Genomic DNA, 24,426 nt, shown 5'->3' on the forward strand with positions numbered 1-24,426 from the left:
TATGCATCATATAGTTGGCGCCAAGCCGAATTCACCCGCCGGAGGCCGCATGACCCACCCCACCCCGGAGACGCTTCTGCCCGCGATCGAGGCGCTGGGTTCCAAGCTGGAGGATGCGCGCCACGCGATCCAGCCCCGTTTCATCGGCCAGGAACAGGTCGTCGACCTGTCGCTGATCGCGCTTCTGTCCGGCGGGCATGCGCTTCTGGTGGGCCTGCCGGGGCTGGGCAAGACCCGCCTCGTGGATACGCTGGCCACCGTCATGGGCCTGCGGTCGAACCGCATCCAGTTCACCCCCGACCTGATGCCCGCCGACATCCTCGGCTCCGAGGTGCTGGAAACCGACGCCGACGGGCGGCGGTCCTTCCGCTTCATCGAGGGGCCGGTCTTCTGCCAGCTTCTGATGGCAGACGAGATCAACCGTGCCAGCCCGCGCACGCAATCGGCGCTGCTGCAGGCCATGCAGGAGCGTGAAGTGACGATCGCCGGCCAGCACCGGCCGCTCGGCGCGCCGTTCCACGTCCTCGCCACCCAGAACCCGATCGAGCAGGAGGGCACCTATCCGCTGCCCGAGGCGCAGCTCGACCGTTTCCTGGTGCAGATCGACGTCGACTACCCCGACCGCGATACCGAGCGCGAGATCCTGCTGGCGACGACCGGCAACGACGACGGCGCCGCGCGCCAGGTCCTTTCGCCCGCCGCACTGATAGAGGCGCAGATGCTGATCCGCCGGATGCCGGTCGGCGACAGCGTCGTCGCGGCGATCCTCGACCTCGTGCGCGCCTGTCGCCCCGGCACCGTCGAGGCCGACCCGTCGCTGGCCGACAGCCTCAGCTGGGGGCCGGGGCCGCGCGCGGCGCAGGCGCTGATGCTGGCGGTGCGCGCCCGCGCGCTGCTGACCGGGCGGCTGGCCCCCTCGGCCGAGGATGTGGCGGCGCTGGCGCGGCCCGTGCTGACCCACCGCATGGCGCTCAGCTTCGCCGCCCGCGCGCACGGCGAGTCGCTGTCGGATCTCATCGACCGCATCTCCGACCGCGTCACCGGCGTGCGCGAGGAAGCTGCGTGAGCGTCACACCGGCCTCCCTCCGCCAGTCGGCCGAGACGCTTTCCGGCGCGCTGCCGCCGCTGCTGGTCGGGGCCGAGCACTTGGCCAACAGCGCGCTGCCCGGCGCGCACGGGCGCCGGCGGGCCGGCACCGGGGCCGAGTTCTGGCAGTTCCGCCCCGCCGTCGCCTCGGACAGCGCGACGCGCATCGACTGGCGCCGCTCGGCCCGCGGGGACGAGCATTTCATCCGCGAAACCGAGTGGCAGGCGGCGCGCGCCGTCACCATCTGGGTCGATGACGGCGCGGCGATGGGGTTTTCCGGCGCGCCGCGCAAGCGCGTCGGCAAGGGCGACCGCGCGCGGCTTCTGGCGATGGCGCTGGCGCTTCTGCTGCTGCGCGGCGGCGAACGCGTCGGGCTGGCACGTGCCGACATGGCGCCGCGCGGCGGCCGCGCCCAGGCGACGACGCTGGCGCTGGCGCTGGCCGAGACGGCCGCCGAGACCGGCGAGCACGCCACCCCGGACCTGAGCGCGACGCCGACCGGCGGGCACGCGGTGCTGTTTTCGGACTTCCTCGGCCCGCTGGACCCGGTCGAACACGCGATGCACGAGGCCGCCGAACGCAACCTGCGCGGCATGCTGGTGCAGGTGCTGGACCCGGCCGAGGAAAGCCTGCCCTATGACGGGCGCACGCGGTTCGAATCGATGTCCGGCCACCTGGCGTTCGAGACCCTGCGCGCCGGCGATCTGCGCGCCGCCTATCGCGACCGGCTCGCCGCGCGCAAGGACCGGCTGGCCACGCTGGCGCGGTCCGGCGGCTGGCAGTTCGCCACCCTGCACACCGACAGCGCGCCCTCCGCGGGGCTTTTGTGGCTCTGGCACGCGCTCGGCGGCGGCTGGAGGCGCTGATGCTGACCTTCGGTGCCCTGGGCTTCACCACGCCCCTGATCCTGATCGCGCTTCTGGCGCTGCCGATCCTCTGGTGGCTGCTGCGCGCCGTGCCCCCGGCGCCGACTCTGCACCGCTTTCCCGGCATCGGCCTGCTTCTGGGACTGCGCGAGAAGGATCCCGAAAGCCAGCGCACCCCGTGGTGGTTGCTGGCCCTGCGCATCGGCGCCCTCGCGGCGCTGATCCTGGCGCTGGCCGGGCCGGTTCTGAACCCGCGCCAGGTCAGTCCGGGCAGCGGCCCGCTGCTGGTCGTGATGGACGCAAGCTGGGCCAGCGCCCGCGACTGGCCGCGCCGGATCGAGCGTCTGGGCCAGGCCCTGGCCGAGGCGCGGCGGACCGGCCGGCCCGTCGCCGTAGTGCCCCTGACCGCGCCGCCGGTGGACGCGCTGATGTTCCGCTCCGCCGACTACTGGCAGGAACGCGTCTCGACCCTCGCCCCCGAACCCTTCGCGCCGCCGCGCGATCTGCCGGTCTGGCTGGAAGACCTGCCACAGGGGGTCGAAACGCTGTGGCTCTCCGACGGGCTGGCGCGCGACGGACGCCAGGGCCTGCTGCAGGCCCTGCAGACGCGCGGACCGGTCAGCGTTTTCGAACCGGCGGGCGCGGTGCTGGCCCTCATGCCCGCGGGGTTCGAAGGCGGCGCAGTCACGCTGAACGCGCGCCGCGCCGCCCGCGACCTCGGCACGGCCGAACTGATGGTCCAGGCGATCGGCCGCGACCCCTCGGGGGCCGAGCGGTCGCTCGCCCGCGCCCCCCTGACCTTCGCCAGCGGCGCCACCACCGCCGAGACGGCGATGGTCCTGCCGCCGGAATTGCGCAACCGTATCACCCGTTTCCAGATAGAGGGCGCGCGCGGGGCAGGGACCGTCAGCCTGACCGACGACAGCCTCCAGCGCCGCAAGGTGGCGCTTCTGACCGTGCGCGACGGGACCGAGGCGATGGCCCTCCTCTCGCCGTTGCACTACATCCGCGAGGCGCTGGCGCCCACCGCCGAACTCATCGAAAGCGCCAGCCTCGACGATCTTCTGCTGGCCGCGCCCGACGTGCTGGTGCTCGCCGACCACCCCGGCCTGACCGAGGCCGAGGGCCTGGCGCTGCAGGGTTGGGTGGATGAAGGCGGGCTTCTCCTGCGTTTCGCCGGGCCGCGGCTGGCCAGCGCCGGCGGCTCGCCGACGACCGGCGCGCAATCGGGGCTGGGCGGCGATCCGCTTCTGCCCGTGCAGCTGCGCGCCGGCGGGCGCACGGTCGGCGGCGCAATGAGCTGGGGCGCCCCGCGCCGTCTCGCCCCCTTCCGCGACGGTACGCCCTTCGCCGGGCTCGCCGTGCCCGAGGATGTCGAGATCAGCGCCCAGGTGCTGGCCCAACCCGGCGCCGAACTCGCCAACCGCTCCATCGCCGAACTCGTCGATGGCACGCCGCTCGTGACCCGCCGGTCGCTGGGCGAAGGGCAGGTGGTGCTGTTCCACGTCACCGCCAATGCCGAATGGTCGAACCTGCCGCTCTCGGGCCTCTTCGTGTCGATGCTCGAACGGCTGGCGGTGTCGACGCGCGGGGCGATGCCCGAACCCGCGGATCTGGCCGGCACCACCTGGCAGATCGAGGAACGAATGGACGGCTTCGGCCTGCTGCACCGCGCCGCCGACCGCCCCGCCGTCACCGGCACCGCGCTGGCCGAGGCGCTGACCGGCGCAGCAGCCGGCGATCCCGACCTGCCGCCCGGCCTTTATATCGCGCGCGAGCAGCGCGTGGCACTCAACGCCACGGGGCCGCAGACGCGGCTGCAACCCGCCGACTGGCCCGCCTCGGTCCCCGTCGAGACCGGCCTCGACCGCCCCGAAACACCGCTTGCGGGTTACCTGCTGGCGCTCGCCGCGATGGTCCTGATGGCCGATGTGCTGGCGACACTGGCGCTGGGGGGCCGCCTGCTGCGCGCCGCCGCGGTGCTGGGCGCGCTGGCTCTGGTGCCCGCGCCCCCCGCGCAGGCCGATGAGCAGTCGCTCGATCCGCGCATCCTGCAGGCGACCGAATCGGTCACGCTGGCGCATGTCGTCTCGGGCGAGGCGCGCGTCGACGAGATCGCGCAGGCCGGGCTGCGCGGGCTGTCGGACGCGCTGTTTCTGCGCACCTCGGTCGAACCCGCCGCACCCATGTCCGTCAATCCTGAAAGCGACGAACTGGCCGTCTTCCCCTTCCTCTACTGGCCGGTGCTGGAGACCAGCCCGATCCCGTCACCGCAGGCCTATGAGCGGCTCAACCGCTACCTGCGCTCGGGCGGGATGATCCTCTTCGACACCCGCGATGCGGAAATCGCGCGCCTGACCACCGGCACCACCCCCGCCGCCCGTCGCCTGCGCGCCATCGCCGAGGGGCTGGACGTCCCGCCGCTGGAACCCGTCCCCGCCGACCATGTGCTGACTCGCACCTTCTACCTGCTGGGCGATTTTCCCGGCCGCCACACCGGCGCACCGGTCTGGGTCGAGGCAGCACCGCCGGATGCGTTCCGCGCCGAAGGGATGCCGTTTCGCAACCTCAACGACGGGGTGACGCCGGTGGTGATCGGCGCCAACGACTGGGCCGCCGCCTGGGCCGTCGATGACGCCGGCATGCCGATGCTGCCCGTCGGGCGCGGCATGACCGGCGACCGGCAGCGCGAGATGGCGCTGCGATTCGGCATCAATCTGATCATGCATGTGCTGTCGGGCAACTATAAATCCGACCAGGTGCATGTGCCGGCGCTGCTTGAAAGGCTGGGCCAATGAGCGGCGCGCAGATCGTCTTCGACCCGTTCCTGGGCTGGCTGCCCGTCGCGGTGCTGGCGGCGCTCGCGGTCCTTGCCGTGGCGCTCGCGATCTGGCGCGGCCTCGCCGGCTGGTGGCTGCGCGCGCTTGGCCTGACGGCGGTCCTCGCGGCGCTGGCCAACCCCTCGCTGCAGACCGAGGAGCGCGAGTCCCTGCCCGACATCGCGCTGGTCGTCGTCGACGAGACCGGCTCGAACCGCCTGTCCGCGCGCGCCGAACAGACCGAGGAGGCCGCCGCCCATTTGACCCGCCGCCTTTCCGCCCTGGGGGTGGAGGCGCGCACCGTCACGCTGCCCGACGGCGCCTCCAACACCGGCACCGAACTGTTCGAGGCCGTCGCGGCCGGCCTTTCGGACCTGCCGCGCGACCGGCTCTCCGGGGTCTTCGTCGTTTCCGACGGCATCGCACATGACGCGCCGTCCCTCATGCCCGACCTGCCCGCGCCCCTGCACCTGCTCCAGACCGGCGAGGGCGACGACTGGGACCGCCGCCTGATCATCCGCAACGCCCCGGCCTACGGCATCCTCGGCGAAACCCTGACCCTGACCCTGCGGATCGAGGATGAAGGCGCGGTACCGCCGGCCCTGCGCGGCCAGCCCGCGCGCGTCGGCTTCTCGATCAACGGCGAGGATCTGCGCCACGCGATGGCCCCCGTCGGGCAGGACATGGAACTCAACCTGACGCTCGACCGCGGCGGGCTGAACGTGCTGCATTTCGTCCTCGACCCCGCGCCGGACGAACTGACCGCGCGCAACAACGAAGCCGTGGTGCAGATCAACGGCATCCGCGACCGGCTGCGCGTCCTTCTCGTCTCGGGCGAGCCGCACACCGGCCAGCGGACCTGGCGCAACCTGCTGAAATCCGACCCGTCGGTGGACCTCGTCCATTTCACCATCCTGCGCCCGCCCGACCGGCAGGACGGCGTGCCGGTGAACGAGCTGTCGCTGATCGCCTTTCCCACGCGCGAGCTTTTCATCGACAAGATCGACGAATTCGACCTGATCATCTTCGACCGCTACCGCCGCCGCGGCATACTGCCCAACGCCTATTTCGACAACATCCGCCACTACGTCACGCAAGGCGGCGCGCTGCTGGTCATCGGCGGGCGCGAACTGGCCGGCGCCGACAGCATCTTCTACTCGCCCCTGGGTCGCATCTTCCCGGCCGAGCCCACCGGCCGCGTGTTCGAGACCGCCTATCGCCCCGGCCTGACCGATCTCGGCCGCCGCCACCCGGTCACCGCCGAACTGCCGCGCGCCGGCGCGCTGGAGCCGGGCGAAAGCGCTCGCTGGGGGCGCTGGCTGCGGCAGGTCGACCTGACCCACCGCACCGGGCACGCGGTGATGGAAGGGGTCGACGGCCGCCCGCTCCTCTCCCTCGACCGGGTGGGCGAGGGGCGCATCGCGCTCCTCGCCTCGGACCAGGCCTGGCTCTGGGATCGCGGCTTCGAAGGCGGCGGGCCGCAGGCGGAACTGCTGCGCCGGCTCGCGCACTGGATGATGGGCGAGCCCGAGCTGGAGGAGGAAGCCCTCAGCGCCAGCGCCCAGGGCATGACCATGACCGTGACGCGCCGCTCGCTCGACGACGGCCCGCACGGCGTGACCGTCATCCGCCCCGACGGCGAGGAAGAGGCGCTGGACCTGGCGGAGGCCGAACCCGGCCGCTTCACCGCCACCTACGCCGCCGACGAAGCCGGCCTCTACCGCCTGCGCGACGGCGATCTGGACACAGTCATCGTGCTGGGCCCCGGCAATCCGCGCGAATACGAAACCACCATCGCCACCGACGCCGACCTTGCCCCCTTCATCGCCACGACGCGCGGCGGCACCATGCGGGTCGAGGCCGATCTGCCCGACTTGCGCACCGTTGCCGCCGGCCGTCAGGCAGCCGGGCGCGGATGGCTCGGCGTGACCCCGCGCCAGGCCTATGTGACCACCGACCTGCGCCTCAGCGCGCTGCTGCCGCCGTGGGTCTGGTTGCTGCTGGGCGGCGCGCTGATCCTCGCTGGCTGGCTGCGCGAAGCCCGCCGCTGATCCACCCCTGGCACAGTTAGTCGTTGCGCTAAGTATTCGCTTGACCTGTCGCCTGCGGTGGAATTACTTAGGCGTATGGCTAAGCATGATCCGCACCTCGACGACCTTTTCACTGCCCTCGGCGATCCGACGCGGCGGGCGGTACTGGCCCGGCTGGCCCGTGGCCCGGCCAGCGTCAGCGAACTGGCGGCGCCGCATGCGATGGCGCTGCCCTCGTTCATGGGTCACCTGCAGAAGCTGGAAACTGCAGGGCTGATCGAAACCCGGAAACAGGGCCGAACCCGCATCTGCCGCCTTGCCCCCGACGCGCTGGCGCCCGCGCTGGACTGGCTGAGTAAGCAGCGCGCACTCTGGTCGGGGCGGCTGGACCGCTTCGACAACTACGTCACCCGTTTGAACGACGCCCGATCGCAGAAGGAGCCCCCGCATGGACACCCGGACAGACCTCGACCCGCAGACTGATCTCAGCTTCACCCGCGATCTGGACGTGCCACCGGAACTGGTCTGGGAATGCTGGACGCAGCCCGAACATATCCCGCATTTCTTCGTCCCGCACCCGCATCGCGTGACCGATTGCCAGATCGACCTGCGCCCCGGCGGACGGTTCAACACCACCTTTGATGTCGACGGCGCCAAGATGCAGAATCAGGGCGTCTGGCTGGAGATTGTCGAGGGCCGACGCCTCGTCTTCACGGATGCCTTCAGCGAAGGCTGGAAACCCGCCGCCGATCCCTTCATGACCGCGATCATCGAGATTGCGGATAACGGGCGCGGCGGTACACGCTACACCGCCACGGCCCGCCACCGCTCGGCCGAGTCGCGCCAGCGGCATGAGGACATGGGATTTTTCGAGGGTTGGGGCACCGTCGCCGACCAGCTTGAAGCCTACGCCCGCACGCTCTGATCGCGGCCGCTGGCTCGACACCCTTTTCGGTCTGTGCTTCCTTTCCGTTCTGATCGGGCAGGGGGCGACCCCGCAAGGGATGTCGACATGGCAGCGCAGAAGGCACAACCGGCGGTTCTGAAGATCGCGCTGCTCACCGCGGCGGCCATGGTGGCCTTCGCGGCAAACTCGATCCTCAACCGCCTGGCGCTGGCGGGCGGCCATATCGACGCCGTCACCTACACCGGCATGCGGCTTCTGTCGGGGGCGGTGATCCTCGCGCTGATCCTGTCGCTGCGCGGCCGCGCGCCGCGCCGCGACCGCCTCGGCGGCAGCCTGGGCGGAGCCCTTGCGCTTCTCGCCTACGCGATCGCCTTCTCGCTGGCCTATCTCGAGCTGGCGGCGGGGACGGGCGCGCTGATCCTCTTCGCCTCGGTGCAGATCGCCATGCTCGGCTGGGCCCTGCGCCGGGGCGAGCGGCCGGGCGCCTTCGAATGGCTGGGCTTTCTGGTCGCGGGCGCGTTCCTGCTGGCGCTGCTCTTGCCCGGCGCGACGGCCCCGGACCCGCTGGGCGCCGCGCTCATGGTGCTGGCCGGGATCGCCTGGGCGGCCTATTCGCTGATCGGTCGGGGATCGGCGGCGCCGCTGGTCGATACCGCCGGCAACTTCATCCGCTGCCTGCCGCTGGCGCTGCTTTTCCTCCTGCCGGGCCTGATCCTGCAGACCGCCAGCCCCGCCGGCTGGGGCTATGCCATTGCCTCCGGCGCGCTGGCCTCGGGACTGGGCTACGCCATCTGGTACAGCGTCCTGCCCGCCCTGACCCGCATCTCGGCCGCCTTCGTGCAGCTCAGCGTCCCGGCCATCGCGGCGGCAGGCGGCGTCGTCTTCATCGCCGAGCCCCTGACCCTGCGGCTGACCGTCTGCGCAGTCGGCATCCTGGGCGGGGTAGCGCTCGCCCTCTGGGCCGCCGAAGCGCGCAAGGCGCGCGTCCCGCCCCACAAATGAAGCGCGTTCCGCCCGAAACCAAGGCGCGGACCCCCCTTCGGGGACGCCTTCGCGGAGTCCGTTCGACCGGCCCGGAGGCGCCACCACGCCAATTCGGTGCCATATGTAGTGTACGACATCAGCCCGACTACAAAACGCCCCGAAAAATGTGCAAAATTCAAACGCGCAAAAATGACGTTTCTTTTCACTTTCGACCAAAAAACCGTCGCTCACTTTCACGCTTGGGGCAAAACCCTAAAAATTTCGACGATTTTCGGGCGCGAGCGGCCAGTTGCTCACGCGTGAGCACCCGACCCCATTTCGAGAAGGTCCGGCCCCCGCGGCCACGGCGTCCGAATGGCCGCCGCAAGGCGGTCGCCACCCCGCCCGCGCCTCCGCTCACGCTGCGCCGCGCAGCTCCGCCAGCACCGCCTCGGCCGCGGCCCGGGGGTCCGCCGCCTGCCAGATCGGCCGGCCGATGACGATGTGATCCGCCCCCGCCCGGACCGCCGCCGCCGGGGTCGCGATGCGCTTCTGATCGCCCGCCGCGCTGCCCGCCGGGCGCACCCCCGGCGTGACGATCAGCCGGCCCGCCGCCTGGGGCAGGGCGCGGATCGCCGCGGCCTCGTGCGGGCTGGCGATCACCCCGTCGGCGCCCGCCTCGAACGCCCGCGCCGCGCGCAGCGCCACGATCTCCTCCATCGTGCCAGGGGCGATCAGCGCGGCGTCCAGATCCGCCCGGTTCGAGGAGGTGAGCACCGTCACCGCAAGGATCTTCAGCCCCGATCCCGCCGCCCCCGCCCGCGCCGCCCGCACCACGTTCGGATCGCCGTGTACGGTCAGGAAATCCAGACCGAACCGCGCCACCCCGGCCACCGCGGCCTCCACCGTCGCGGGGATGTCGAAGAACTTCATGTCCAGGAAAATACGCTTGCCGTGCTCGGACTTCAGCTCGTTCGCCAGCGCCAACCCGCCGGCGGTCAGCATCCCCAGTCCGATCTTGTAGAACGCGACCGCCGGCCCGATCCGCTCCACCAGCTTCAGCCCGGTCAGCGGGTCCGCCACGTCCAGCGCGACGATCAGCCGCTCGTCGGCGTTGTTCATCAGCTTGTCCTTTCCAGCCGGATCAGTCGATACTCGAACGCCTCGCCAAAGGTCGCCTCGCGCATCGACGGTTTCAGGAACCGCTCGATCCGCCGCCCCAGCACCGCCTCGACCCCCCGGCTCAGCAACGGCCGGCTCCGCCGGAACTCGGCGCGAAACCGGGTCAGGAAGGGGCCGACATGTGCGTTCTTGAGGTGATCGAGCACGTAGAACGTGGGCAGGATCGCCGCGGTCACATCCTCGTCCAGCGCCACCCGCCAGCCCGGCCGCTGCGCCAGCGCCGCCAGAAAGGCCGCATGCGTCTGCCGCCGCCCGTCCTCGCCGGCGCCTTCGCGACGGAAGTAATCGAAGATCAGCGCCGCGCGGCCCGCGTAGCGCTCGATCTGGTCCAGCGCTGTTTCCTGCTGGATATAGTGGAAGCTTTCGCCGAACAGGCACAGATCGAACCGCCGCGGCAGATCCAGCGTCTCGAACCCGGTTTCATGCACGGGGACAGTCGCCGGCAGTTTCGCGCGCGCCATCGCATTCAACTGGGCCGAGGGGCTCAGGCACTCGACCTGAAACCCGGCGCGCGTCAACGCCAGGGCATTGGCCCCGGTGCCGGACCCGACATCGAGGATCGTCGCGGTGCCCGACGGAATTTCGGCGCGCATCCGGTCGAACCAGGCCTGCTGCGCCTCGCCCAACGCGCGGGCTGAGGGCGTCGCCGGGCGCCCCTCGGGCCAATATCCGTAATGCAGGAAACCATGTCCGAACACCGCCTCGGAAAGCATCGCTTCGAAATCGAGCCGGAAGTCCTTGAGCTTCACCGGAACGTTCCTCCGGCTGGGGCCGGAAGCGGCGCAAAATGGCGCATGGCGGATTCCTTCTGTTGCACGCCCCTGATAGGCTGACCCCGGGGCGCGGGCAAGTTCCGCGTGTTCGCTTGAAACGGGAGAGGAAAAGACATGAAGAAACTCGCCGCCGCGATCGTCACGATCGCCGGACTGACAGGGGCTGCCATGGCCGAGAACCGCATCGACACCGTTCGCCCCGACGCGCCGGAACTTGCCGGTTACGGCCAGCATCCGGTGGGCGTGCGAAGCCTGCAACTGACCGACGAAGACCGCGTCGACGTGCTGAACTCGACCGAGGCCGTGGTGCGCGGGGCGCGCAGCTTCGCGGCCGAACTCTGGTATCCGGCGGCGGACGGCACCTCGGCCGGCACCGCGTACCAGACCGTTCTGCGCGACGGTCAGACCGCGGTCGAGCTGACCGGCCGGGCGGCGCGCGATGCCGAACCCGCCGCCGGGCCATTTCCGCTGGTGCTGATCAGCCACGGCTATCCGGGCAATCGTTACCTTCTGTCGCATCTGGCCGAAACGCTGGCCTCGCGCGGGCACGCGGTGCTGGCGCTCGATCATACCGACAGCACGTATTCCGATCAGGCCGCCTTCGGCTCGACGCTGTTCAACCGGCCCCTGGATCAGGCCTTCGCGATCGAGGCGATGGCCGATGCCGGCGCGCTCGACCCCGTGCTCGAGGGCTTGATCGATGCCGACCGCGCCGCGGTTGTCGGCTATTCGATGGGCGGCTACGGCGCGCTCATCTTCGGCGGGGCAGGGGTCAGCGCCAGCGCGCTCGATCTGCCTTTCGCGCCACCGCAGGACCTGCTGTCGCAGCATCGCGCCGGCAGCGACACGCACGAGGACCTGATGGATTCGCGCGTCAAGGCTGTCGTCGCCATCGGCCCCTGGGGCATGAACACGGCCTTCTGGGATGCCGAGGGGCTTTCCGGCCTCAGGGTGCCCACGCTGATCATGGCCGGCGACCGCGACACGGTCTCGGGCTACGGGCCGATGCGCGCGATCTTCGAAGGCGCCCGCGGCACCGAGCGTCACCTTCTCACCTTCATCAACGCCGGCCACAACGCCGCCGCGCCGATCCCCGCCCCCGCCGAAAGCTGGCCGGTGTCCGAAAGCCTGGGCTGGGCACCCTTCGCCCACTATGCCGACCCGGTCTGGGACACGGCGCGCATGAACAACATCGCCCAGCATTTCGTCGCCGCGTTCCTCGACCTGCACCTGAGCGGCAACGAAGCGGCCGCCGAATGGCTGGACCTCGTCGAATACGCCCACGACGGCGTCTGGTCCGAGGATGAAGGCACCCGAACCCCCGAACACACCTACTGGGAAGGGTTCGACCGGGGCACGGCGCTTGGCCTGCGGTTCGAATCGCGCACCCAGGGTGAATGAGCGGGCTTTCGACCGCCAATTTTCTACCCGGAAGTATCCTCGGGGGTGAACGGGCCGCAGGCCCGGAGGGGGCAGACAGCCCCCTCCTTCCACCCACGCGTTTGCCTCGGCAAAAGGCGACCCGGACCCGGTTGCCGCGCGAGTTTCGGCACCCGTCCAGCATTTGGATTGGCCCCCGTCTGCGCGCGTCCCAGACATTTCAATCGGGTTAACAGCCAAAAGTTTTGTTTTGACAATCAAGGTCTTGAAAGAATGCGCGCATGCGCGCACCAGCGCCATTCTGCGCGCCCCGGGCTTGGACCGGTGGCTTAGCGGGTCCGGTCAGGCGATCGCTTCCATCCGTTCCTTCGACAAGCCGCCGGGTACGATCGTGATCGGCACCGGCAAGCTGCCCGAGTTTCGCGAAAGCTGCGTCACCAGCGGCCCGGGGCCGGACCGGTCGGCGCCTGCGCCCAGGACCAGGATGCCAATCTCCTCGTCGTCGCGGATCTGACCCAGGATCTCGTCCACCGGTTCCCCCTCCCTGATCACCAGTTCGGGGTCGATCCCCTGCCGGTCGCGCATCCATTTGGCGAAAACCTCGAAATGCGCCTCGATCCGCTCGCGTGCCTCGGCGCGCATCAGGTCGGCCACCCCCAGCCAGTGCTGGTACTCCTCAGGCGGGATGATGGACAGGATCTGCACACCGCCGCCGGTATGCGCGGCCCTGAGCGCGGCAAAGCGGATCGCGTTCAGACATTCTCGGCTGTCGTCGAGCACGACGAGGAACTTGCGCATCCCTACCCCCTGTTGCCGCGCATATTGGCGCAAGCCTCGGGGCCTGTCCAGAAGCAGCCGCGCTGGGGTCCCACCGGCCGGACCTCAGCGCGGGTAGAGGCCCTCGTAGATCGGAACCAGCGTTTCAAGATCGAATAGCGACGACACGCTGGTGCCGTTCCAGGTGTTCAGGATCGCCTGCGCGAATAGCGGCGCGGTCGGCACGATGCGGATGTTCGGGGCGTCCTGCACCGCAGCGGTCGGCTGGATCGAGTCGGTGATGACCAGGGTCTTCATGACCGATTTGGTGATCCGTTCGACCGCCGGGCCGGAAAGGACGCCGTGGGTGATGTAACTGTGAACCTCGGTCGCGCCGGCCTCGATCAGCACCTCGGCCGCCTTGCACAGCGTGCCCGCCGTGTCGCAGATGTCGTCGACGATCACGCAGATCTTGCCCTGCACGTCGCCGATGACGGTCATCTCGGCCACCTCGCCGGGCCTTTCGCGCCGCTTGTCGACGATGGCCAGCGCCACGCCCACGCGCTTTGCCAGTTCGCGCGCCCGCGCCACGCCGCCCACGTCCGGCGAGACAATGGTCACGTCCTGCAACCGTCCGCGGAACTGATGCTCCAGGTCCAGCCCGAAGATCGGCGCGGCATAGAGGTTGTCGACCGGGATATCGAAGAAGCCCTGTATCTGTGCCGCGTGCAGATCCAGCGTCAGCACCCGCTCGATTCCCGCCTGGACCATCATGTTGGCCACCAGCTTGGCCGAGATCGGGGTGCGCGCCTTGGTGCGCCTGTCCTGTCGGGCATAGCCGAAATAGGGGATCACCGCGTTGATCCGTGCCGCCGAGGATCGCTTCAGCGCATCGGCGATGATCAGCAGTTCCATGAGGTTGTCGTTGGCGGGGTTCGAGGTCGGCTGGATAATGAACATGTCCTCGCCACGGACATTCTCGTATACCTCGACAAAGATCTCCTGATCGTTGAACCGTTCGACGCGGGCATCGACCAGCTTGACCGACATCCCGCGATGCAGGCTCATCCGCCGGGCGATGGACTGCGCCAGCGGCCGATTGGCGTTTCCGGCAATCAGTTTCGGTTCGGTCAGTGTCGGCATGGATATCCCCGGCTGGACAGGATGCACCGGCGAGTCGCGCGGTTGACACCGCTTAGCACCCCGCTACGATCTTGCAAACCGCATCCCCCACCGGAGCAGGCACCGTGTCGCAGATCGACTACTTTCTCACCGTCACCTCGCCCTACGTCTACTTCGCCGGGCGCACTCCGGCCGAGATCGCGACGCGTCATGGCGTTCCCATGGTCTATCGGCCGGTCGATCCCGGTGCCATTTTCGCGCGCACCGGCGGCACGCCGCTGGCCGAGCGGCACGAAAGCCGCAAGACCTATCGACTGCAGGATCTGCGCCGTCAGGCGGCGAAGCGGAACCTGCCGATGACCCTGCAGCCGCGTCATTTCCCCACCAACCCGGCGCCGGCCGGATACGCGGTGATCGCCGCGCAAGAAGCCGCCGCCGCAGGGCAGGGCGGCGATATCCACGCACTGGTCCAGGGCCTTTCCCGCGCCTGCTGGGAAGAGGAGCGCGACGTGGCGGATGACGCCGTGATCCGTGACTGCCTTTCGGCTTCGGGCTTCGACCCCGGTCTCGCCATGTCGGGGCTGCTGTCGGGTGCAGACACCTATGACCGCAACCTCGTCGCCGCGATGGAGGCTGGCGTCTTCGGCTTTCCCTTCTGGGTCGTCGGCGAGGAAAGGTTCTGGGGGCAAGACCGGCTGGAGGATCTGGATCGCTATCTTACGGAAAGCGCGTGAGCCGCGTCCATTCCGTCCGCCTCGGCGTGGCGGGTGGATTGCCCGCGGTACTGGCGCACTGCTTCTTGGGGCACAGCGGTGCCTGGTCGCGACTGATCCCGGCACTCAGGACCCCGATCGATGCGCTGGCCTTCGATCTGCCGGGGCACGGCGGCTCAGCCCCCTGGGACGGGCAGAGCGATCCCCTGGGGTTCGTCGCAGCGACATTCGAGGAACTTGTCGATCGCCCGACGCTTCTGATCGGTCACAGCTTTGGCGGCGCGGCGGCGCTTCGCTTCGCGGTCGCGCATCCCGAGCTTGTGGCGGGCCTTGTGCTGATCGAGCCGGTCTACTTCTCGGTGGCCGTGGACGAGCCCGAATTCGCCGCGAACCAGTTGGCCGAGGAGCCGATGCACGCAGCCTTTCGCAACGGCGACCTGGAGCGTGCAGCCGCCGAATTCTTCGCGTTGAACGGCGATTCGGCGGGGTGGGCGGCAATGACCGAACGCATGCGCCGGCAGATCATCGGACAGATGCCCATCCTTGCGGCCAGCCTGCCGCGGCTTCAGCGCGACAGTGGCGGGGTGCTGGAGCCCGGTCGGCTGGACGAACTGCGCGCGCCGGTCCTGCTGCTGGATGGCGCGAACTCGCCGCCGATCTTCGACGCGGTGAACCGTGCTCTGGCCCGGCGCTTGCCGCATGCCCGGCGGCACACGGTGCCGAATGCCGGTCACATGCTTCCCATCACCCACGCAGCCGAGGTGGCCGCGGTCATCGATGACTGGCTGGACGCCACACCGGATGGTGCCGAAGCCGGCCGCCAGAAAACGGAAACCCGCGCCGGTTGACGCGGGTTTCCGATTGTCTTCAGGTTAACTGCGGATTCAGGCAGCCTCGGCGATCGCGGCAGCGGCGCGACGTTCGCTTTCCTCGCGCGACAGCGCGACAGAGGTGCGAACGCCGGCGCCCACGAACTTCATGAGGCCTTCGACCACACGCTCGTTGGGGTCGATCCCGGCGCAGGTCAGAACTTCGCGCCCGTCGCGCGAACGTGCCCAGCGGGCGATCTGTTCCGGCCCATTGCCGTATTTCTTGTCATCCGCAATGGCGTCGTCCAGCGCCGCAAGTACGACCGCTGCAAAAAGTTTGCGCGCGCGGGTACCCTGCTCCTGATTATACGCTGTGCCATCCATCGAATCGAACATGTGCTTCCGTCCTGTTCTTTCTTGCTCTTGCTTTTCCCGGCCTGTGCCTGTCTAGCGGGGAAAGCGTGCGATTCGCTACCAATCTGTTGCATGGCTGCCATGCGGTTTGTGCATGGCAGCGGAAAACTGCCGCATGATCTGGTAAGCTTGTCAGCCGATCCCCCGCAAGATATAGGAAGCCCGCAAACGATCTCAACACTTTATCAAGAGTTTCCCATGCCAAAGATCAACGGCAATGAAATCCGGCCCGGCAATGTGCTGGAACACGACGGTGGCCTGTGGGTGGCCGTGAAGGCCAATCACGTCAAGCCCGGCAAGGGCGGCGCCTTCGCCCAGGTTGAGATGAAGAACCTGCGCGACGGCCGCAAGCTGAACGAGCGTTTCCGGTCCGAAGACAAGGTGGAGCGCGTGCGGCTGGACCAGAAGGACCAGCAGTTCCTGTTCGAGGCCGACGACATGCTGACCTTCATGGACAGCGAGACGTTCGAGCAGATCGCACTGCCCGCGGATATCCTCGGCGATCGCCGTCCCTTCCTGCAGGACGGGATGATGGTCACGATCGAATACTACGGCGACGAGGCGCTGAACGTCACGCTGCCGCAGAAGGTCACCTGCACCGTGGTCGAGACCGAGCCGGTGGTGAAGGGCCAGACCGCGGCCAACAGCTATAAACCCGCGATCCTTGACAATGGCGTGAGGATCATGATCCCGCCTTTCATCGGTACCGACGAGGCGATTATCGTCAATACCGAGACCTTCGAATATTCCGAGCGCGCCTGACGCGCGCATCGTCGCCGTGGGGTACATGCAGATGCAACGGTCGGCTTCCCTGCTCGCGGTATGCGCCGGCATCATGGTGGCCGGGTGCGCCATGGCGAACGGCGGCGGTTCCCTCGACGGCACGTCTTGGCAGGTCTCCGCCGTCGGCGAACTTCAGATCGAACCCGCGGACGATGTCACCCTCCGGTTTCAGAACGGTCGCATCAGCGGGCGGTCGGGCTGCAACCAGTACACCGGGCCCGTCTCTCTCGGTCCCGAAAATATCGACGTCGGCGCCATCGCCGGGACGCGCATGGCCTGCCCGGGTCGCGCCAGCGAGATCGAGCGCAGCTTTCTGGCCGCGCTTGACGCCGTCACGGGCTGGCGCGTGACCGAGGAAGGAACGCTCGAGTTGACCGCCGAGGGGGCGCCCACGGTACGCGCCCTCGCGCCCTGATCCGCGCTCCCGGGTGTTCGACCGACATCTTCGCCCCTTGATCGACCCGCCGCTCAACCGGATCGGGGCGCGGCTGGCCGGGGCGGGCGTGCATCCGGACAAGGTGACACTGACGGGGCTTTTTCTGGGTCTTCTGGCCGCCGGGGCCGTGGCGCTTGGGGTCTTCTGGCTCGCGCTGGGGATGGTGCTCTTGTCTCGGCTGGCCGACGGGCTTGACGGCGCGGTGGCGCGGGCGCGCGGCATCACCGATTTCGGCGGCTATCTCGACATCGTCGCGGATTTCATGTTCTACGCCGCGATCCCGCTGGCTTTCGTCTGGTACGACCCGGTCGCAAACGGACTGGCCGGCGCCTTCCTGCTGGCCAGTTTCTACGTCAACGGCGCGACCTTCCTTGGCTTTGCCGTCCTTGCCGAAAAACGCCGGATGCGCACCGATGCGCAGGGGGTCAAGTCGCTCTATTACTCCGCCGGGCTGCTCGAGGGGAGCGAGACGATCTTTTTCTTCGCGCTCATCTGCCTTTTCCCCACGGCGTTCGCACCTCTCGCAGCCATCTTCGGCGCGCTTTGCATCTTTACCGCGATATCGCGCATCCTGCTCGCCGCGCGCCTGTTCCGCTGATCCGCTGCCATTGTGCAATGGCGCGCAGACCCGGCGCGCACTCTCGCCTTTATCGGTGCGCCGAAGCGGCTACATTCAGTCCAGCATCGAATGGAGAACGCCATGAGCATCGCAGGTCTTCACCACGTCACCGTCACCAGCGGACCACCCGCGCCGAACCTTGCCTTCTACGCCGAAGCACTGGGGCTGCGCTTGGTCAAGCGCACGGTCAATTTCGACGACCCCGGGGTCTACCACCTCTATTTCGGGGATGCCGCGGGCAATCCCGGCACGATCATGACCACCTTCCCCTTTCCTAACGCGCGGGCCGGTCAGGCGGGTGCGGGGTCAACCTCGGCGGTGGCCTTCTCCGTGCCCGATCCGGCAGCCCGGGTTGACGCACTGGAACGCGCCGGCACCGCGGTCGCCCGAACAGAACGGTTCGGCGCCCCGATCTGGCAGTTCACCGACCCGGACGGATTGGCGCTGGAACTGCTCGAGGGTCCCGAGGGGATCGCCGGCGTGACGCTCTGGCTCGACGATCCGGAACCGACCGCACGGCTTCTGGTCGAGGTGTTCGGCTACACCCAGGGCCCCGAGCAGCAGGAGGCGGGTGGCCACCGCCGACGCCTTGCGCTTGCTGGGGACGCGCCGGGACGGTTCATCGACCTCTGGCGCGCCGATGCGAGCAGCCGCTCGCGCGGCGGCGCCGGCACGGTCCATCACATCGCCTTCCGGGCTCGCGACCGCGCCCATCAGGATGAACTGGCCGCGGCGCTGCGCGCCCGCGGAGAGCAGGTGACCGAGCGCAAGGATCGCCAGTACTTCGAATCGATCTATTTCCGCGAGCCCGGCGGCGTGCTGTTCGAGATTGCGACCGATCCGCCCGGTTTCGCCGTCGACGAACCCGCCGATGCGCTGGGACGGGAATTGAAGCTGCCGCCCTGGCTGGAACCGCACCGCACGCGGATCGAGGCAGCGCTGCCCGCCCTCTGACGGCGCCCGGCTTCGCTTATTCGCGGCATACGGTCTGGCTTCGGCCGGTGCGGTCCAGCGCCTCGTGACAGCCATAAAGCGGCTCGAACGGGGCGCAGGTGCCGGATCGCGCCAGGCAAAGCCCTTCGCAATCGGCTCCGCTCCGGCAGGCTCGGCCGGCGTCGCGCATCGCCCGTACGCAGGACCAGAGGCCACCTGTCCCGCGCGGGCGCAGCGTGCCGCCACGCGCTTCGCAGGCGCGGGCCTCGGCGGCCAGAAACGGGGGCAGGGGGGGCGCGTCGGCCTCGGCGGGTGAGGGGACTGGCTCAGTGGCAGTTTCCTGTTCCTCGGGGCCGACCTCCGGCACTTCTGCGACCTCGACCGCCGGCGTGCCGGTCCCGGCGTCGGGCGCGGCTTCCAGCGCGGTCACTTCGATCCGGTCCTCGCCCGGCGCAACCTGCGCATCGCGACCGGGCAGGCAGGCGGACAGAAGCAGCAACGCCAGGGCGGGAAGTGCCGCGCGCATCGCTCAGTACGGCATCGGATGCGCCTTGTGTACGGCATCGATCGCCGCCAGCAAGTCGTCGTCCAGCGTCAGGGCGGTCGCCGGCAATTGCAGCGCCAGTTGCTCGGCCGTGGTCGCGCCCAGGATCGGCACCACCGGAAAGGGGCGGCTGCGGACCCAGGCCAGCGCCATCTGCACCGGCTCCAGCCCCCGTTCCCGCGCCAGACCCAGATAGGCCGCGACCGCCTCGAAGACCCGCGGCGTGATGCGCCCGCCCAGATCGGGCCGATGCGACCGCCGCGAGCCGTCGGGGATCACGTCGCCGGCGTATTTGCCCGTCATCAGCCCCGCCGCCAGCGGCGAGAACGCCAAGAGCGGCACGCCCTCCAGCTTGCAGAGTTCGGCCATGTCGGTGTCGGCGATCCGGCAGAGCAGCGAATATTCGTTCTGCACCGTCACCGGGCGCGGCAGGCCGTTCGCCTCGGCCAGCGCGATCCAGTTGGCCAGGCCCCAGGCCGTCTCGTTCGACATCGCGATCGCGCGGATCTTGCCCTCGGCGATCAGCTTCTGCGCTTCCGTCAGCACGTCCAGCATGTGCTCGCGGACCGCATCGCGGCTGTCCTCGGGCGGCGCGTAGACCCAAGACTTGCGGAAATGGTACGTGCCGCGATTGGGCCAGTGCAACTGGTAGATGTCGATCACATCGGTCTGCAGCCGCCCCAGCACATCCTCGACCGCGCTGCGCAGGCGAGCGGCGTCGATCGCCGGCGCGCCACCCTCGATCACCTCGCTGCCGGTGCCGGTGACCTTGCTGGCCAGGATCGGCCGGTCGCGTCCGCGGTTGCGGGCGATCCATTCGCCGATGATCTCCTCGGTGCGGCCGCGGGTTTCCGGGCTGACCGGGTTGACCGGATACATCTCTGCCGCGTCGAGGAAGGGGATGCCATGTTCCAGCGCCATGTCGATCTGCCGGTGCGCATCGGCGGCGGGGGTCTGGGTGCCCCAGGTCATCGTGCCAAGGCACCAGGCGGGAATGTCGAATCCCGCGGCGGCGAGCGAAAGCTTCTGCATGGAACCCCCTTTTCTTGCCGGCGGGACACTAGCCTTTTGGGGCGGAAAGGCAAGGTGGCGGCGTTGAGAACATAAGGCGAACATGATAGTCATACCGCATGCACGAACCCGCCGATTCCCCTGCCCAGGTCCGGGCCCGCCTGACCGCCGCGCTGGAGGGGTTGACCGGCTTGCCGCCCGCGCCGCTGCCGCCGCTCGACCTGGTGCCGATGATGGGTCTGGCCCGCGGCCGGGTGCACGAGGTGTGCGGCCTGTCCCGGCATGTTCTGGCATTGGCCTTGGCCGGGCGCGCCCAGGCCGAGGGGCCGGTCCTCTGGCTGCGGCCGTCCTGGGGGGCGGAGGGGTTTCATCCCCGGGGCATGCGCCCCTTCGCCGATCCCGGCGCGCTGATCTTCGTGGCCTGCCCGCGCGCGCCCGATATCCTCTGGACCGCGGAAGAGGCGCTTTCAAGCGGGGCGGTGGCGCTGGTCGTGGCCGAACTTGCCGCCCCGCCCGACCTGCGGCAGGTTCGCCGGCTGCACCGCGCCGCGGCCGCGGGGGTGGCGCGCGCCGGCGGGCTTGCCGGCGTCGGGAAGGGACAATGCGCGCCGCTGGGGGTGCTGACGATGCAGGAGCGCGCCGACAGCCGCATCGCCGGGGTCGAAAGCCGCTGGGCGCTGCACCCGCTGCTGGCCGCCGGCGCGGACCGGCCGGCCTGGCGGCTGGAACGCCTACAGGCGCGCGCCGCGCCCCCCGGCGCCTGGCCGCTCCGGGCCGGCCCGCACGGCCTGGAACAGGATCAGGCATAGACGCCGCCGAACGGGACCGATCAGGGCGTCATGCGCGGCTGGGCCGGTTTCTTGCTGGGCCCGCGCTTTCCCGTCACTCCCAGCAGGACACCAGCACGGTCAGGTCGGCCGAGACGCGGGTCAGCGTCTCGGGCGGCATCGCGCCATTCTCGCGGCTGAGCGCGCCGCGCCGTCCGGCGCGATCCAGCGCATCGATCATCGCCTGGGCCGAGACCGAGAAGTTCACTTCCTCGGGCAGGGTGCGGTCGGGGTCCTCGGTGCGCGGCAGCAGCATGCCGACGACCGCGCCCGAACTGTCGAAGACCGGCCCGCCGCTGTCGCCTTCCTGAACCTTGATCGACAGCCGGTGCAGCATCGGCTCGTCGTTCAGCCCTTTCAGATCCGCCACCTGGCCGCGGGTCAGGATCGGGCGGGTCAGCGTATCGGCGTAGGAAAAGCCCGACACGCGCACCTCGGCATCCAGCCGCGTGCCGTTCGGCGCGAACTGCGCATAGGCCAGCGGCACCAGCGGCTCGGCCGGCGTCAGGATGGCGATGCCGTTGTCGGCATCCAGCAGCGTCACATCGGCGCGATAGGCGGTGTCGATGGTCACGCTGCCGCAGCCTTCGACCGCCTCGGCGGTGGTGGCGACGGTGCCGCGCGCATCGACGAAAAAGCCCGAGCGCGAGCGCAGCGGCCGCCGCACATCGAGCCCCGCCAGCAGGTCCCGCCGCGCCACGGTCGAGGCCGAGGCCCCGAGGTTGTCGGGCAGCGCCCCGCCGAAGGAACGGAAGGACTCGCGCATCGCCGGCAGGACGCGTTCGGCATCGTCATCCGCCCCCGGCTCCCAAAGCAGCGCCCAGCCCTTGATCTGCCCGCCCTGATAGCCGGCTTCGACATGCGCGCGGGCGTTGGCGTTGCGGCCGGTCAACAGAAAGCCGTTCGACCGCCGCGCGCGCTCGCCCTCCAGCGGGATCACCGCCAGCGTCTGCATGATCTCGTAGAGGCCGAAAAGCGTGGCCTGCGTGCCTTCCTGGCTGATCAGCAGGACACGCATGCCGCTGTCGTTGATCTCCTCGAAATGCGCAAAGGGGCTTTCGTGCCGGTCGAAGGCGACCATGCCCAGCGGCAGCGTGATCTCGACGCCGGCTTCCTCGTCGCGCCAGGTCTCCAGGCCCAGCCGCGCCAGTTCGGCGGCGTGGCCCTGCAGCAACTGGTTGCGTTGCCGCGTGGTCAGGAAACCCGTGGGCTCGAACCCCTCGGCTTCCTGCCAATCGCCAACCGCCCGGCGCGTGCCGGGGCCGAAGGCCGCGTCGATGGCCAGAGTGTAATGGCCGAAATATTGCAGCGCGGTCTGGATCGCCAGCCGGTCGTCGCGGGTCAGGCGCGCCTCGTTCGCGCGGGCCTGGGCCAGCGTTTCCTCCGGCTCCTCGACCACGACCGGGGGTTCGGGGGCAACGATCGCAGGGGTGTCGCTGTCGGTCAGCACTTCTTCCTGCGGCTCGGGCAGGGCCTGCAACTCGGACCGGGCGGCCTGCGCGCCGGCGGGCCAGAACTGCTGACCGTAATCGCTATCTTGCGTCAGATAGGCGTCGCGCGGGATCATCCGGTCGGCCAGCAACTGCAACCGCACGGCGCCCGCGTCCGCCTCCGTCTCGAACGGGCCAAGCGCCAGCGCGTACCAGCCGCCCGGCACGCGGAACCCGGCGACATTGCCGAACTGCTGCTCGTAGCGCGCGGCCCATTCCTCGGCGGTGCGCAAGGTCGGATGCGCCTCCACCTGGACCCAGTGCTGGCTCTGGGCCAGCGCGGCCAGGGGCAGCATGCAGAAAACGAGGGCGGCAACGAGGGTCGTCGAAAGGCGCTTGGTCACGGTGGGTATGATCCTGCTTATTCTGGCGTACTGATTCTTTGCAGCAACCTCGCCTTGGCAACATTAACATCGCTCTAACCATATGCAATTCAACGCTGCGTTGCACCTCGGCAACGCGCATCCCGCCCGCCGCGCCGTTGACCCGCCCCCGCGCCTTGCCTATGGAGGCGCAGAACGCTCCCCGAGGCTCCGATGCACCCAGCCACCGACCGCCGCCCCCGCAGTTTCCAGGAGATCATCCTGCGCCTGCAGTCCTACTGGGCGGGGCAGGGCTGCGCGATCCTGCAGCCCTACGACATCGAGGTCGGCGCCGGCACCTTCCACCCGGCCACGACCCTGCGCGCGCTGGGATCGAAGCCCTGGGCCGCGGCCTATGTCCAGCCCTCGCGCCGCCCCACCGACGGCCGCTATGGCGAGAACCCCAACCGCCTGCAGCACTACTACCAGTACCAGGTGATCATCAAACCCTCGCCCCCCGACCTGCAGGACCTCTACCTCGGCTCACTCCGCGCCATCGGCATCGACGACACCCTCCACGACATCCGCTTTGTCGAGGATGACTGGGAATCCCCCACCCTCGGCGCCTGGGGCCTGGGGTGGGAGGTCTGGTGCGACGGCATGGAGGTCAGCCAGTTCACCTATTTCCAGCAGGTCGGCGGCCACGACTGCCGCCCCGTCTCGGGCGAGTTGACCTACGGGCTGGAACGCCTGGCGATGTACGTCCTCGGCGTCGATCACGTCATGGACATGCCGTTCAACGACCCGGGCGCGCCGCAACCCCTGACCTACGGCGACATCTTCCGCCAGACCGAGCGGGAATATTCCCGCTGGAACTTCGACATCGCCGATATCGACACGCTCTTCCAGCACTTCAAGGACGCCGAGGCCGAGTGCGAACGCACCCTCGCCGCGCCCGAAACCGACAGCGCCGGCCGCCGCATCACCATGGCGCACCCGGCCTATGACCAGTGCATCAAGGCCAGCCACATCTTCAACCTCTTGGACGCGCGCGGCGTGATCTCGGTCACCGAACGGCAGGCCTATATCGCCCGCGTCCGCACCCTGGCGAAGAAATGCGCCGATGCCTTCGTGATGACCGAGGCCGGCGGGGCCGCGGCGTGACCGGACGCATCGTGGTCGTCGTGCTGGTTCTGGCCGGTGTCCTGTCGGGCGGCGCGATGTACTATTTCCAGGTCTGGGGCCTCTACGACCCGCTGCCCCCCACCGACCGCCTGACCGTCGCCACGCCGGACGGCCCGGCCGATCTGGCCGTCACCGACTTCCGCGGCATCGACTCGGACAGCTCGCCCCTGCGCCGCCGCGCCTGCTTCCGGCTCCACGCGGCCGAGGGGCTGATCGAGCACCCCGCGCCCGAACCGCTCAACGCGCCGCGCTGGTTCGACTGCTTCGACGCCGCCGCGATCGGCGGCGACCTCGCCCAGGGCCGCGCCACCGCCTACCTGGTCGAGGGCGACTTCGCCTGGGGCTTCGACCGCGTCATGGCCGTCTACCCCGACGGCGCCGCCTACCTCTGGAACCAGATGAACACCTGCGGCCGCGCGCATTTCGACGGCCGCGACCTGCCGCCGGGCTGCCCGCCCGCACCTGAAAGCTGATC

25 protein-coding genes are annotated in these 24,426 nt (G+C 69.5%); 17 read left to right on the top strand and 8 right to left on the bottom strand.

The genetic code is table 11. The features are described 5' to 3' along the window. The first annotated feature begins 49 nt into the window (after nt 1–49). The 7 genes from IM708_RS06635 (at nt 50) to IM708_RS06665 (ending at nt 8,711) form a co-directional block, all read left to right on the top strand. Nucleotides 50–1,066: a MoxR family ATPase gene (locus IM708_RS06635; protein WP_209425554.1), complete on the top strand. Its 1,017-nt coding sequence runs from the start codon at nt 50–52 to the stop codon at nt 1,064–1,066. Continuing rightward, a complete protein-coding gene (locus IM708_RS06640; RefSeq protein ID WP_209425555.1) occupies nt 1,063–1,953 on the top strand; it encodes a DUF58 domain-containing protein in 891 nt (296 codons plus the stop codon). The genes IM708_RS06635 and IM708_RS06640 overlap by 4 nt, the downstream gene beginning before the upstream one ends. Beyond that, nucleotides 1,953–4,751: a DUF4159 domain-containing protein gene (locus IM708_RS06645; protein ID WP_209425556.1), complete on the top strand. Its 2,799-nt coding sequence runs from the start codon at nt 1,953–1,955 to the stop codon at nt 4,749–4,751. Before IM708_RS06640 ends, IM708_RS06645 begins: the two co-directional genes overlap by 1 nt. Then, nucleotides 4,748–6,823, top strand: a complete 2,076-nt coding sequence (locus tag IM708_RS06650) for a hypothetical protein (RefSeq protein ID WP_209425557.1) — start codon at nt 4,748–4,750, stop codon at nt 6,821–6,823. Before IM708_RS06645 ends, IM708_RS06650 begins: the two co-directional genes overlap by 4 nt. A gap of 75 nt (nt 6,824–6,898) precedes the next feature. After that, complete coding sequence (locus tag IM708_RS06655; RefSeq protein WP_209425558.1) at nt 6,899–7,285, top strand: metalloregulator ArsR/SmtB family transcription factor; 387 nt, start codon at nt 6,899–6,901, stop codon at nt 7,283–7,285. Continuing rightward, complete coding sequence (locus IM708_RS06660) at nt 7,251–7,727, top strand: SRPBCC family protein (protein ID WP_209425559.1); 477 nt, start codon at nt 7,251–7,253, stop codon at nt 7,725–7,727. The genes IM708_RS06655 and IM708_RS06660 overlap by 35 nt, the downstream gene beginning before the upstream one ends. 87 nt (nt 7,728–7,814) lie before the next feature. After that, nucleotides 7,815–8,711: a DMT family transporter gene (locus tag IM708_RS06665; RefSeq protein WP_245243041.1), complete on the top strand. Its 897-nt coding sequence runs from the start codon at nt 7,815–7,817 to the stop codon at nt 8,709–8,711. 378 nt (nt 8,712–9,089) lie between these two features. Here the strand turns inward: IM708_RS06665 and pyrF are convergent, their stop codons facing one another. Both pyrF and IM708_RS06675 read right to left on the bottom strand, forming a co-directional pair. Continuing rightward, on the bottom strand, nt 9,090–9,794 hold the full coding sequence (gene pyrF, locus IM708_RS06670; RefSeq protein ID WP_209425560.1) for an orotidine-5'-phosphate decarboxylase: 705 nt from the start codon (nt 9,792–9,794) through the stop codon (nt 9,090–9,092). Then, a complete protein-coding gene (locus tag IM708_RS06675; RefSeq protein ID WP_209425561.1) occupies nt 9,794–10,603 on the bottom strand; it encodes a methyltransferase domain-containing protein in 810 nt (269 codons plus the stop codon). Before IM708_RS06675 ends, pyrF begins: the two co-directional genes overlap by 1 nt. Before the next feature lie 138 nt (nt 10,604–10,741). On the opposite strand from IM708_RS06675, the gene IM708_RS06680 reads away from it, so the two are divergent. Further along, nucleotides 10,742–12,028 (top strand): alpha/beta fold hydrolase, encoded by a 1,287-nt coding sequence (locus tag IM708_RS06680; protein ID WP_209425562.1) that lies wholly within the window; start codon nt 10,742–10,744, stop codon nt 12,026–12,028. Between the two features lie 321 nt (nt 12,029–12,349). Here IM708_RS06680 and IM708_RS06685 read toward each other — a convergent pair whose 3' ends face one another. Next, nucleotides 12,350–12,805 carry a universal stress protein gene (locus IM708_RS06685; protein WP_209425563.1) on the bottom strand — a complete coding sequence of 152 codons (456 nt, stop codon included), beginning with the start codon at nt 12,803–12,805 and terminating at the stop codon, nt 12,350–12,352. A gap of 84 nt (nt 12,806–12,889) precedes the next feature. After that, nucleotides 12,890–13,906 carry a ribose-phosphate pyrophosphokinase gene (locus IM708_RS06690; protein ID WP_209425564.1) on the bottom strand — a complete coding sequence of 339 codons (1,017 nt, stop codon included), beginning with the start codon at nt 13,904–13,906 and terminating at the stop codon, nt 12,890–12,892. Nucleotides 13,907–14,010: 104 nt separating this feature from the next. Between IM708_RS06690 and IM708_RS06695 the strand changes: the two genes are divergently transcribed. Next, entirely contained in the window at nt 14,011–14,619 is a 609-nt protein-coding gene (locus tag IM708_RS06695) for a 2-hydroxychromene-2-carboxylate isomerase (protein ID WP_209425565.1), read from the top strand. After that, the gene (locus tag IM708_RS06700; protein WP_209425566.1) at nt 14,616–15,446 is read left to right on the top strand and encodes an alpha/beta hydrolase; all 831 of its coding nucleotides are present in this window, start codon (nt 14,616–14,618) and stop codon (nt 15,444–15,446) included. The genes IM708_RS06695 and IM708_RS06700 overlap by 4 nt, the downstream gene beginning before the upstream one ends. A gap of 36 nt (nt 15,447–15,482) precedes the next feature. On the opposite strand, the gene IM708_RS06705 is transcribed toward IM708_RS06700, so the two are convergent. After that, a complete protein-coding gene (locus tag IM708_RS06705; protein WP_209425567.1) occupies nt 15,483–15,803 on the bottom strand; it encodes a DUF6280 family protein in 321 nt (106 codons plus the stop codon). A gap of 216 nt (nt 15,804–16,019) precedes the next feature. Here IM708_RS06705 and efp point away from each other — a divergent pair, with 216 nt between their 5' ends. From efp to IM708_RS06725, 4 genes are all read left to right on the top strand, one after another. Continuing rightward, complete coding sequence (gene efp, locus IM708_RS06710) at nt 16,020–16,583, top strand: elongation factor P (protein WP_209425568.1); 564 nt, start codon at nt 16,020–16,022, stop codon at nt 16,581–16,583. A gap of 91 nt (nt 16,584–16,674) precedes the next feature. Beyond that, nucleotides 16,675–17,019, top strand: a complete 345-nt coding sequence (locus tag IM708_RS06715) for an META domain-containing protein (RefSeq protein WP_209425569.1) — start codon at nt 16,675–16,677, stop codon at nt 17,017–17,019. Between the two features lie 13 nt (nt 17,020–17,032). Then, on the top strand, nt 17,033–17,638 hold the full coding sequence (locus IM708_RS06720; protein WP_209425570.1) for a CDP-alcohol phosphatidyltransferase family protein: 606 nt from the start codon (nt 17,033–17,035) through the stop codon (nt 17,636–17,638). Nucleotides 17,639–17,740: 102 nt separating this feature from the next. Further along, on the top strand, nt 17,741–18,613 hold the full coding sequence (locus tag IM708_RS06725) for a ring-cleaving dioxygenase (protein ID WP_209425571.1): 873 nt from the start codon (nt 17,741–17,743) through the stop codon (nt 18,611–18,613). A 16-nt stretch (nt 18,614–18,629) separates the two neighbouring features. On the opposite strand, the gene IM708_RS06730 is transcribed toward IM708_RS06725, so the two are convergent. Together IM708_RS06730 and IM708_RS06735 are read right to left on the bottom strand one after the other, a co-directional pair. Beyond that, a complete protein-coding gene (locus IM708_RS06730; RefSeq protein WP_209425572.1) occupies nt 18,630–19,118 on the bottom strand; it encodes a hypothetical protein in 489 nt (162 codons plus the stop codon). Nucleotides 19,119–19,121: 3 nt separating this feature from the next. Continuing rightward, complete coding sequence (locus IM708_RS06735; protein WP_209425573.1) at nt 19,122–20,168, bottom strand: aldo/keto reductase; 1,047 nt, start codon at nt 20,166–20,168, stop codon at nt 19,122–19,124. Between the two features lie 98 nt (nt 20,169–20,266). Here IM708_RS06735 and IM708_RS06740 point away from each other — a divergent pair, with 98 nt between their 5' ends. Continuing rightward, nucleotides 20,267–20,956, top strand: a complete 690-nt coding sequence (locus IM708_RS06740) for a hypothetical protein (protein ID WP_245243044.1) — start codon at nt 20,267–20,269, stop codon at nt 20,954–20,956. 73 nt (nt 20,957–21,029) lie between these two features. Here IM708_RS06740 and IM708_RS06745 read toward each other — a convergent pair whose 3' ends face one another. Continuing rightward, nucleotides 21,030–22,808 (bottom strand): trypsin-like peptidase domain-containing protein, encoded by a 1,779-nt coding sequence (locus tag IM708_RS06745; protein WP_348524949.1) that lies wholly within the window; start codon nt 22,806–22,808, stop codon nt 21,030–21,032. A gap of 192 nt (nt 22,809–23,000) precedes the next feature. Between IM708_RS06745 and IM708_RS06750 the strand changes: the two genes are divergently transcribed. Beyond that, nucleotides 23,001–23,930: a glycine--tRNA ligase subunit alpha gene (locus tag IM708_RS06750; RefSeq protein WP_209425574.1), complete on the top strand. Its 930-nt coding sequence runs from the start codon at nt 23,001–23,003 to the stop codon at nt 23,928–23,930. Next, on the top strand, nt 23,927–24,424 hold the full coding sequence (locus tag IM708_RS06755) for a DUF6446 family protein (RefSeq protein ID WP_209425575.1): 498 nt from the start codon (nt 23,927–23,929) through the stop codon (nt 24,422–24,424). The genes IM708_RS06750 and IM708_RS06755 overlap by 4 nt, the downstream gene beginning before the upstream one ends. The last annotated feature ends 2 nt before the right edge of the window (nt 24,425–24,426 follow it).

This window comes from Pararhodobacter sp. SW119 (assembly GCF_017811755.1).
In the GTDB taxonomy this organism is placed as follows: Bacteria; Pseudomonadota; Alphaproteobacteria; order Rhodobacterales; family Rhodobacteraceae; genus Pararhodobacter.

Excerpts from the sequence above, each read along its gene's own strand:
- IM708_RS06645 (WP_209425556.1), top strand. The coding sequence starts at position 1,953 with ATGCTGACCTTCGGTGCCCTGGGCTTCACCACGCCCCTGATCCTGATC.
- IM708_RS06740 (WP_245243044.1), top strand. The coding sequence starts at position 20,267 with ATGCACGAACCCGCCGATTCCCCTGCCCAGGTCCGGGCCCGCCTGACC.
- IM708_RS06750 (WP_209425574.1), top strand. The coding sequence starts at position 23,001 with ATGCACCCAGCCACCGACCGCCGCCCCCGCAGTTTCCAGGAGATCATC.
- IM708_RS06725 (WP_209425571.1), top strand. The coding sequence starts at position 17,741 with ATGAGCATCGCAGGTCTTCACCACGTCACCGTCACCAGCGGACCACCC.
- IM708_RS06715 (WP_209425569.1), top strand. The coding sequence starts at position 16,675 with ATGGCGAACGGCGGCGGTTCCCTCGACGGCACGTCTTGGCAGGTCTCC.
- IM708_RS06660 (WP_209425559.1), top strand. The coding sequence starts at position 7,251 with ATGGACACCCGGACAGACCTCGACCCGCAGACTGATCTCAGCTTCACC.
- IM708_RS06680 (WP_209425562.1), top strand. The coding sequence starts at position 10,742 with ATGAAGAAACTCGCCGCCGCGATCGTCACGATCGCCGGACTGACAGGG.
- IM708_RS06730 (WP_209425572.1), bottom strand. The coding sequence starts at position 19,118 with ATGCGCGCGGCACTTCCCGCCCTGGCGTTGCTGCTTCTGTCCGCCTGC.
- efp (WP_209425568.1), top strand. The coding sequence starts at position 16,020 with ATGCCAAAGATCAACGGCAATGAAATCCGGCCCGGCAATGTGCTGGAA.
- IM708_RS06735 (WP_209425573.1), bottom strand. The coding sequence starts at position 20,168 with ATGCAGAAGCTTTCGCTCGCCGCCGCGGGATTCGACATTCCCGCCTGG.
- IM708_RS06650 (WP_209425557.1), top strand. The coding sequence starts at position 4,748 with ATGAGCGGCGCGCAGATCGTCTTCGACCCGTTCCTGGGCTGGCTGCCC.
- pyrF (WP_209425560.1), bottom strand. The coding sequence starts at position 9,794 with ATGAACAACGCCGACGAGCGGCTGATCGTCGCGCTGGACGTGGCGGAC.
- IM708_RS06685 (WP_209425563.1), bottom strand. The coding sequence starts at position 12,805 with ATGCGCAAGTTCCTCGTCGTGCTCGACGACAGCCGAGAATGTCTGAAC.
- IM708_RS06690 (WP_209425564.1), bottom strand. The coding sequence starts at position 13,906 with ATGCCGACACTGACCGAACCGAAACTGATTGCCGGAAACGCCAATCGG.
- IM708_RS06635 (WP_209425554.1), top strand. The coding sequence starts at position 50 with ATGACCCACCCCACCCCGGAGACGCTTCTGCCCGCGATCGAGGCGCTG.
- IM708_RS06665 (WP_245243041.1), top strand. The coding sequence starts at position 7,815 with ATGGCAGCGCAGAAGGCACAACCGGCGGTTCTGAAGATCGCGCTGCTC.
- IM708_RS06655 (WP_209425558.1), top strand. The coding sequence starts at position 6,899 with ATGGCTAAGCATGATCCGCACCTCGACGACCTTTTCACTGCCCTCGGC.
- IM708_RS06705 (WP_209425567.1), bottom strand. The coding sequence starts at position 15,803 with ATGTTCGATTCGATGGATGGCACAGCGTATAATCAGGAGCAGGGTACC.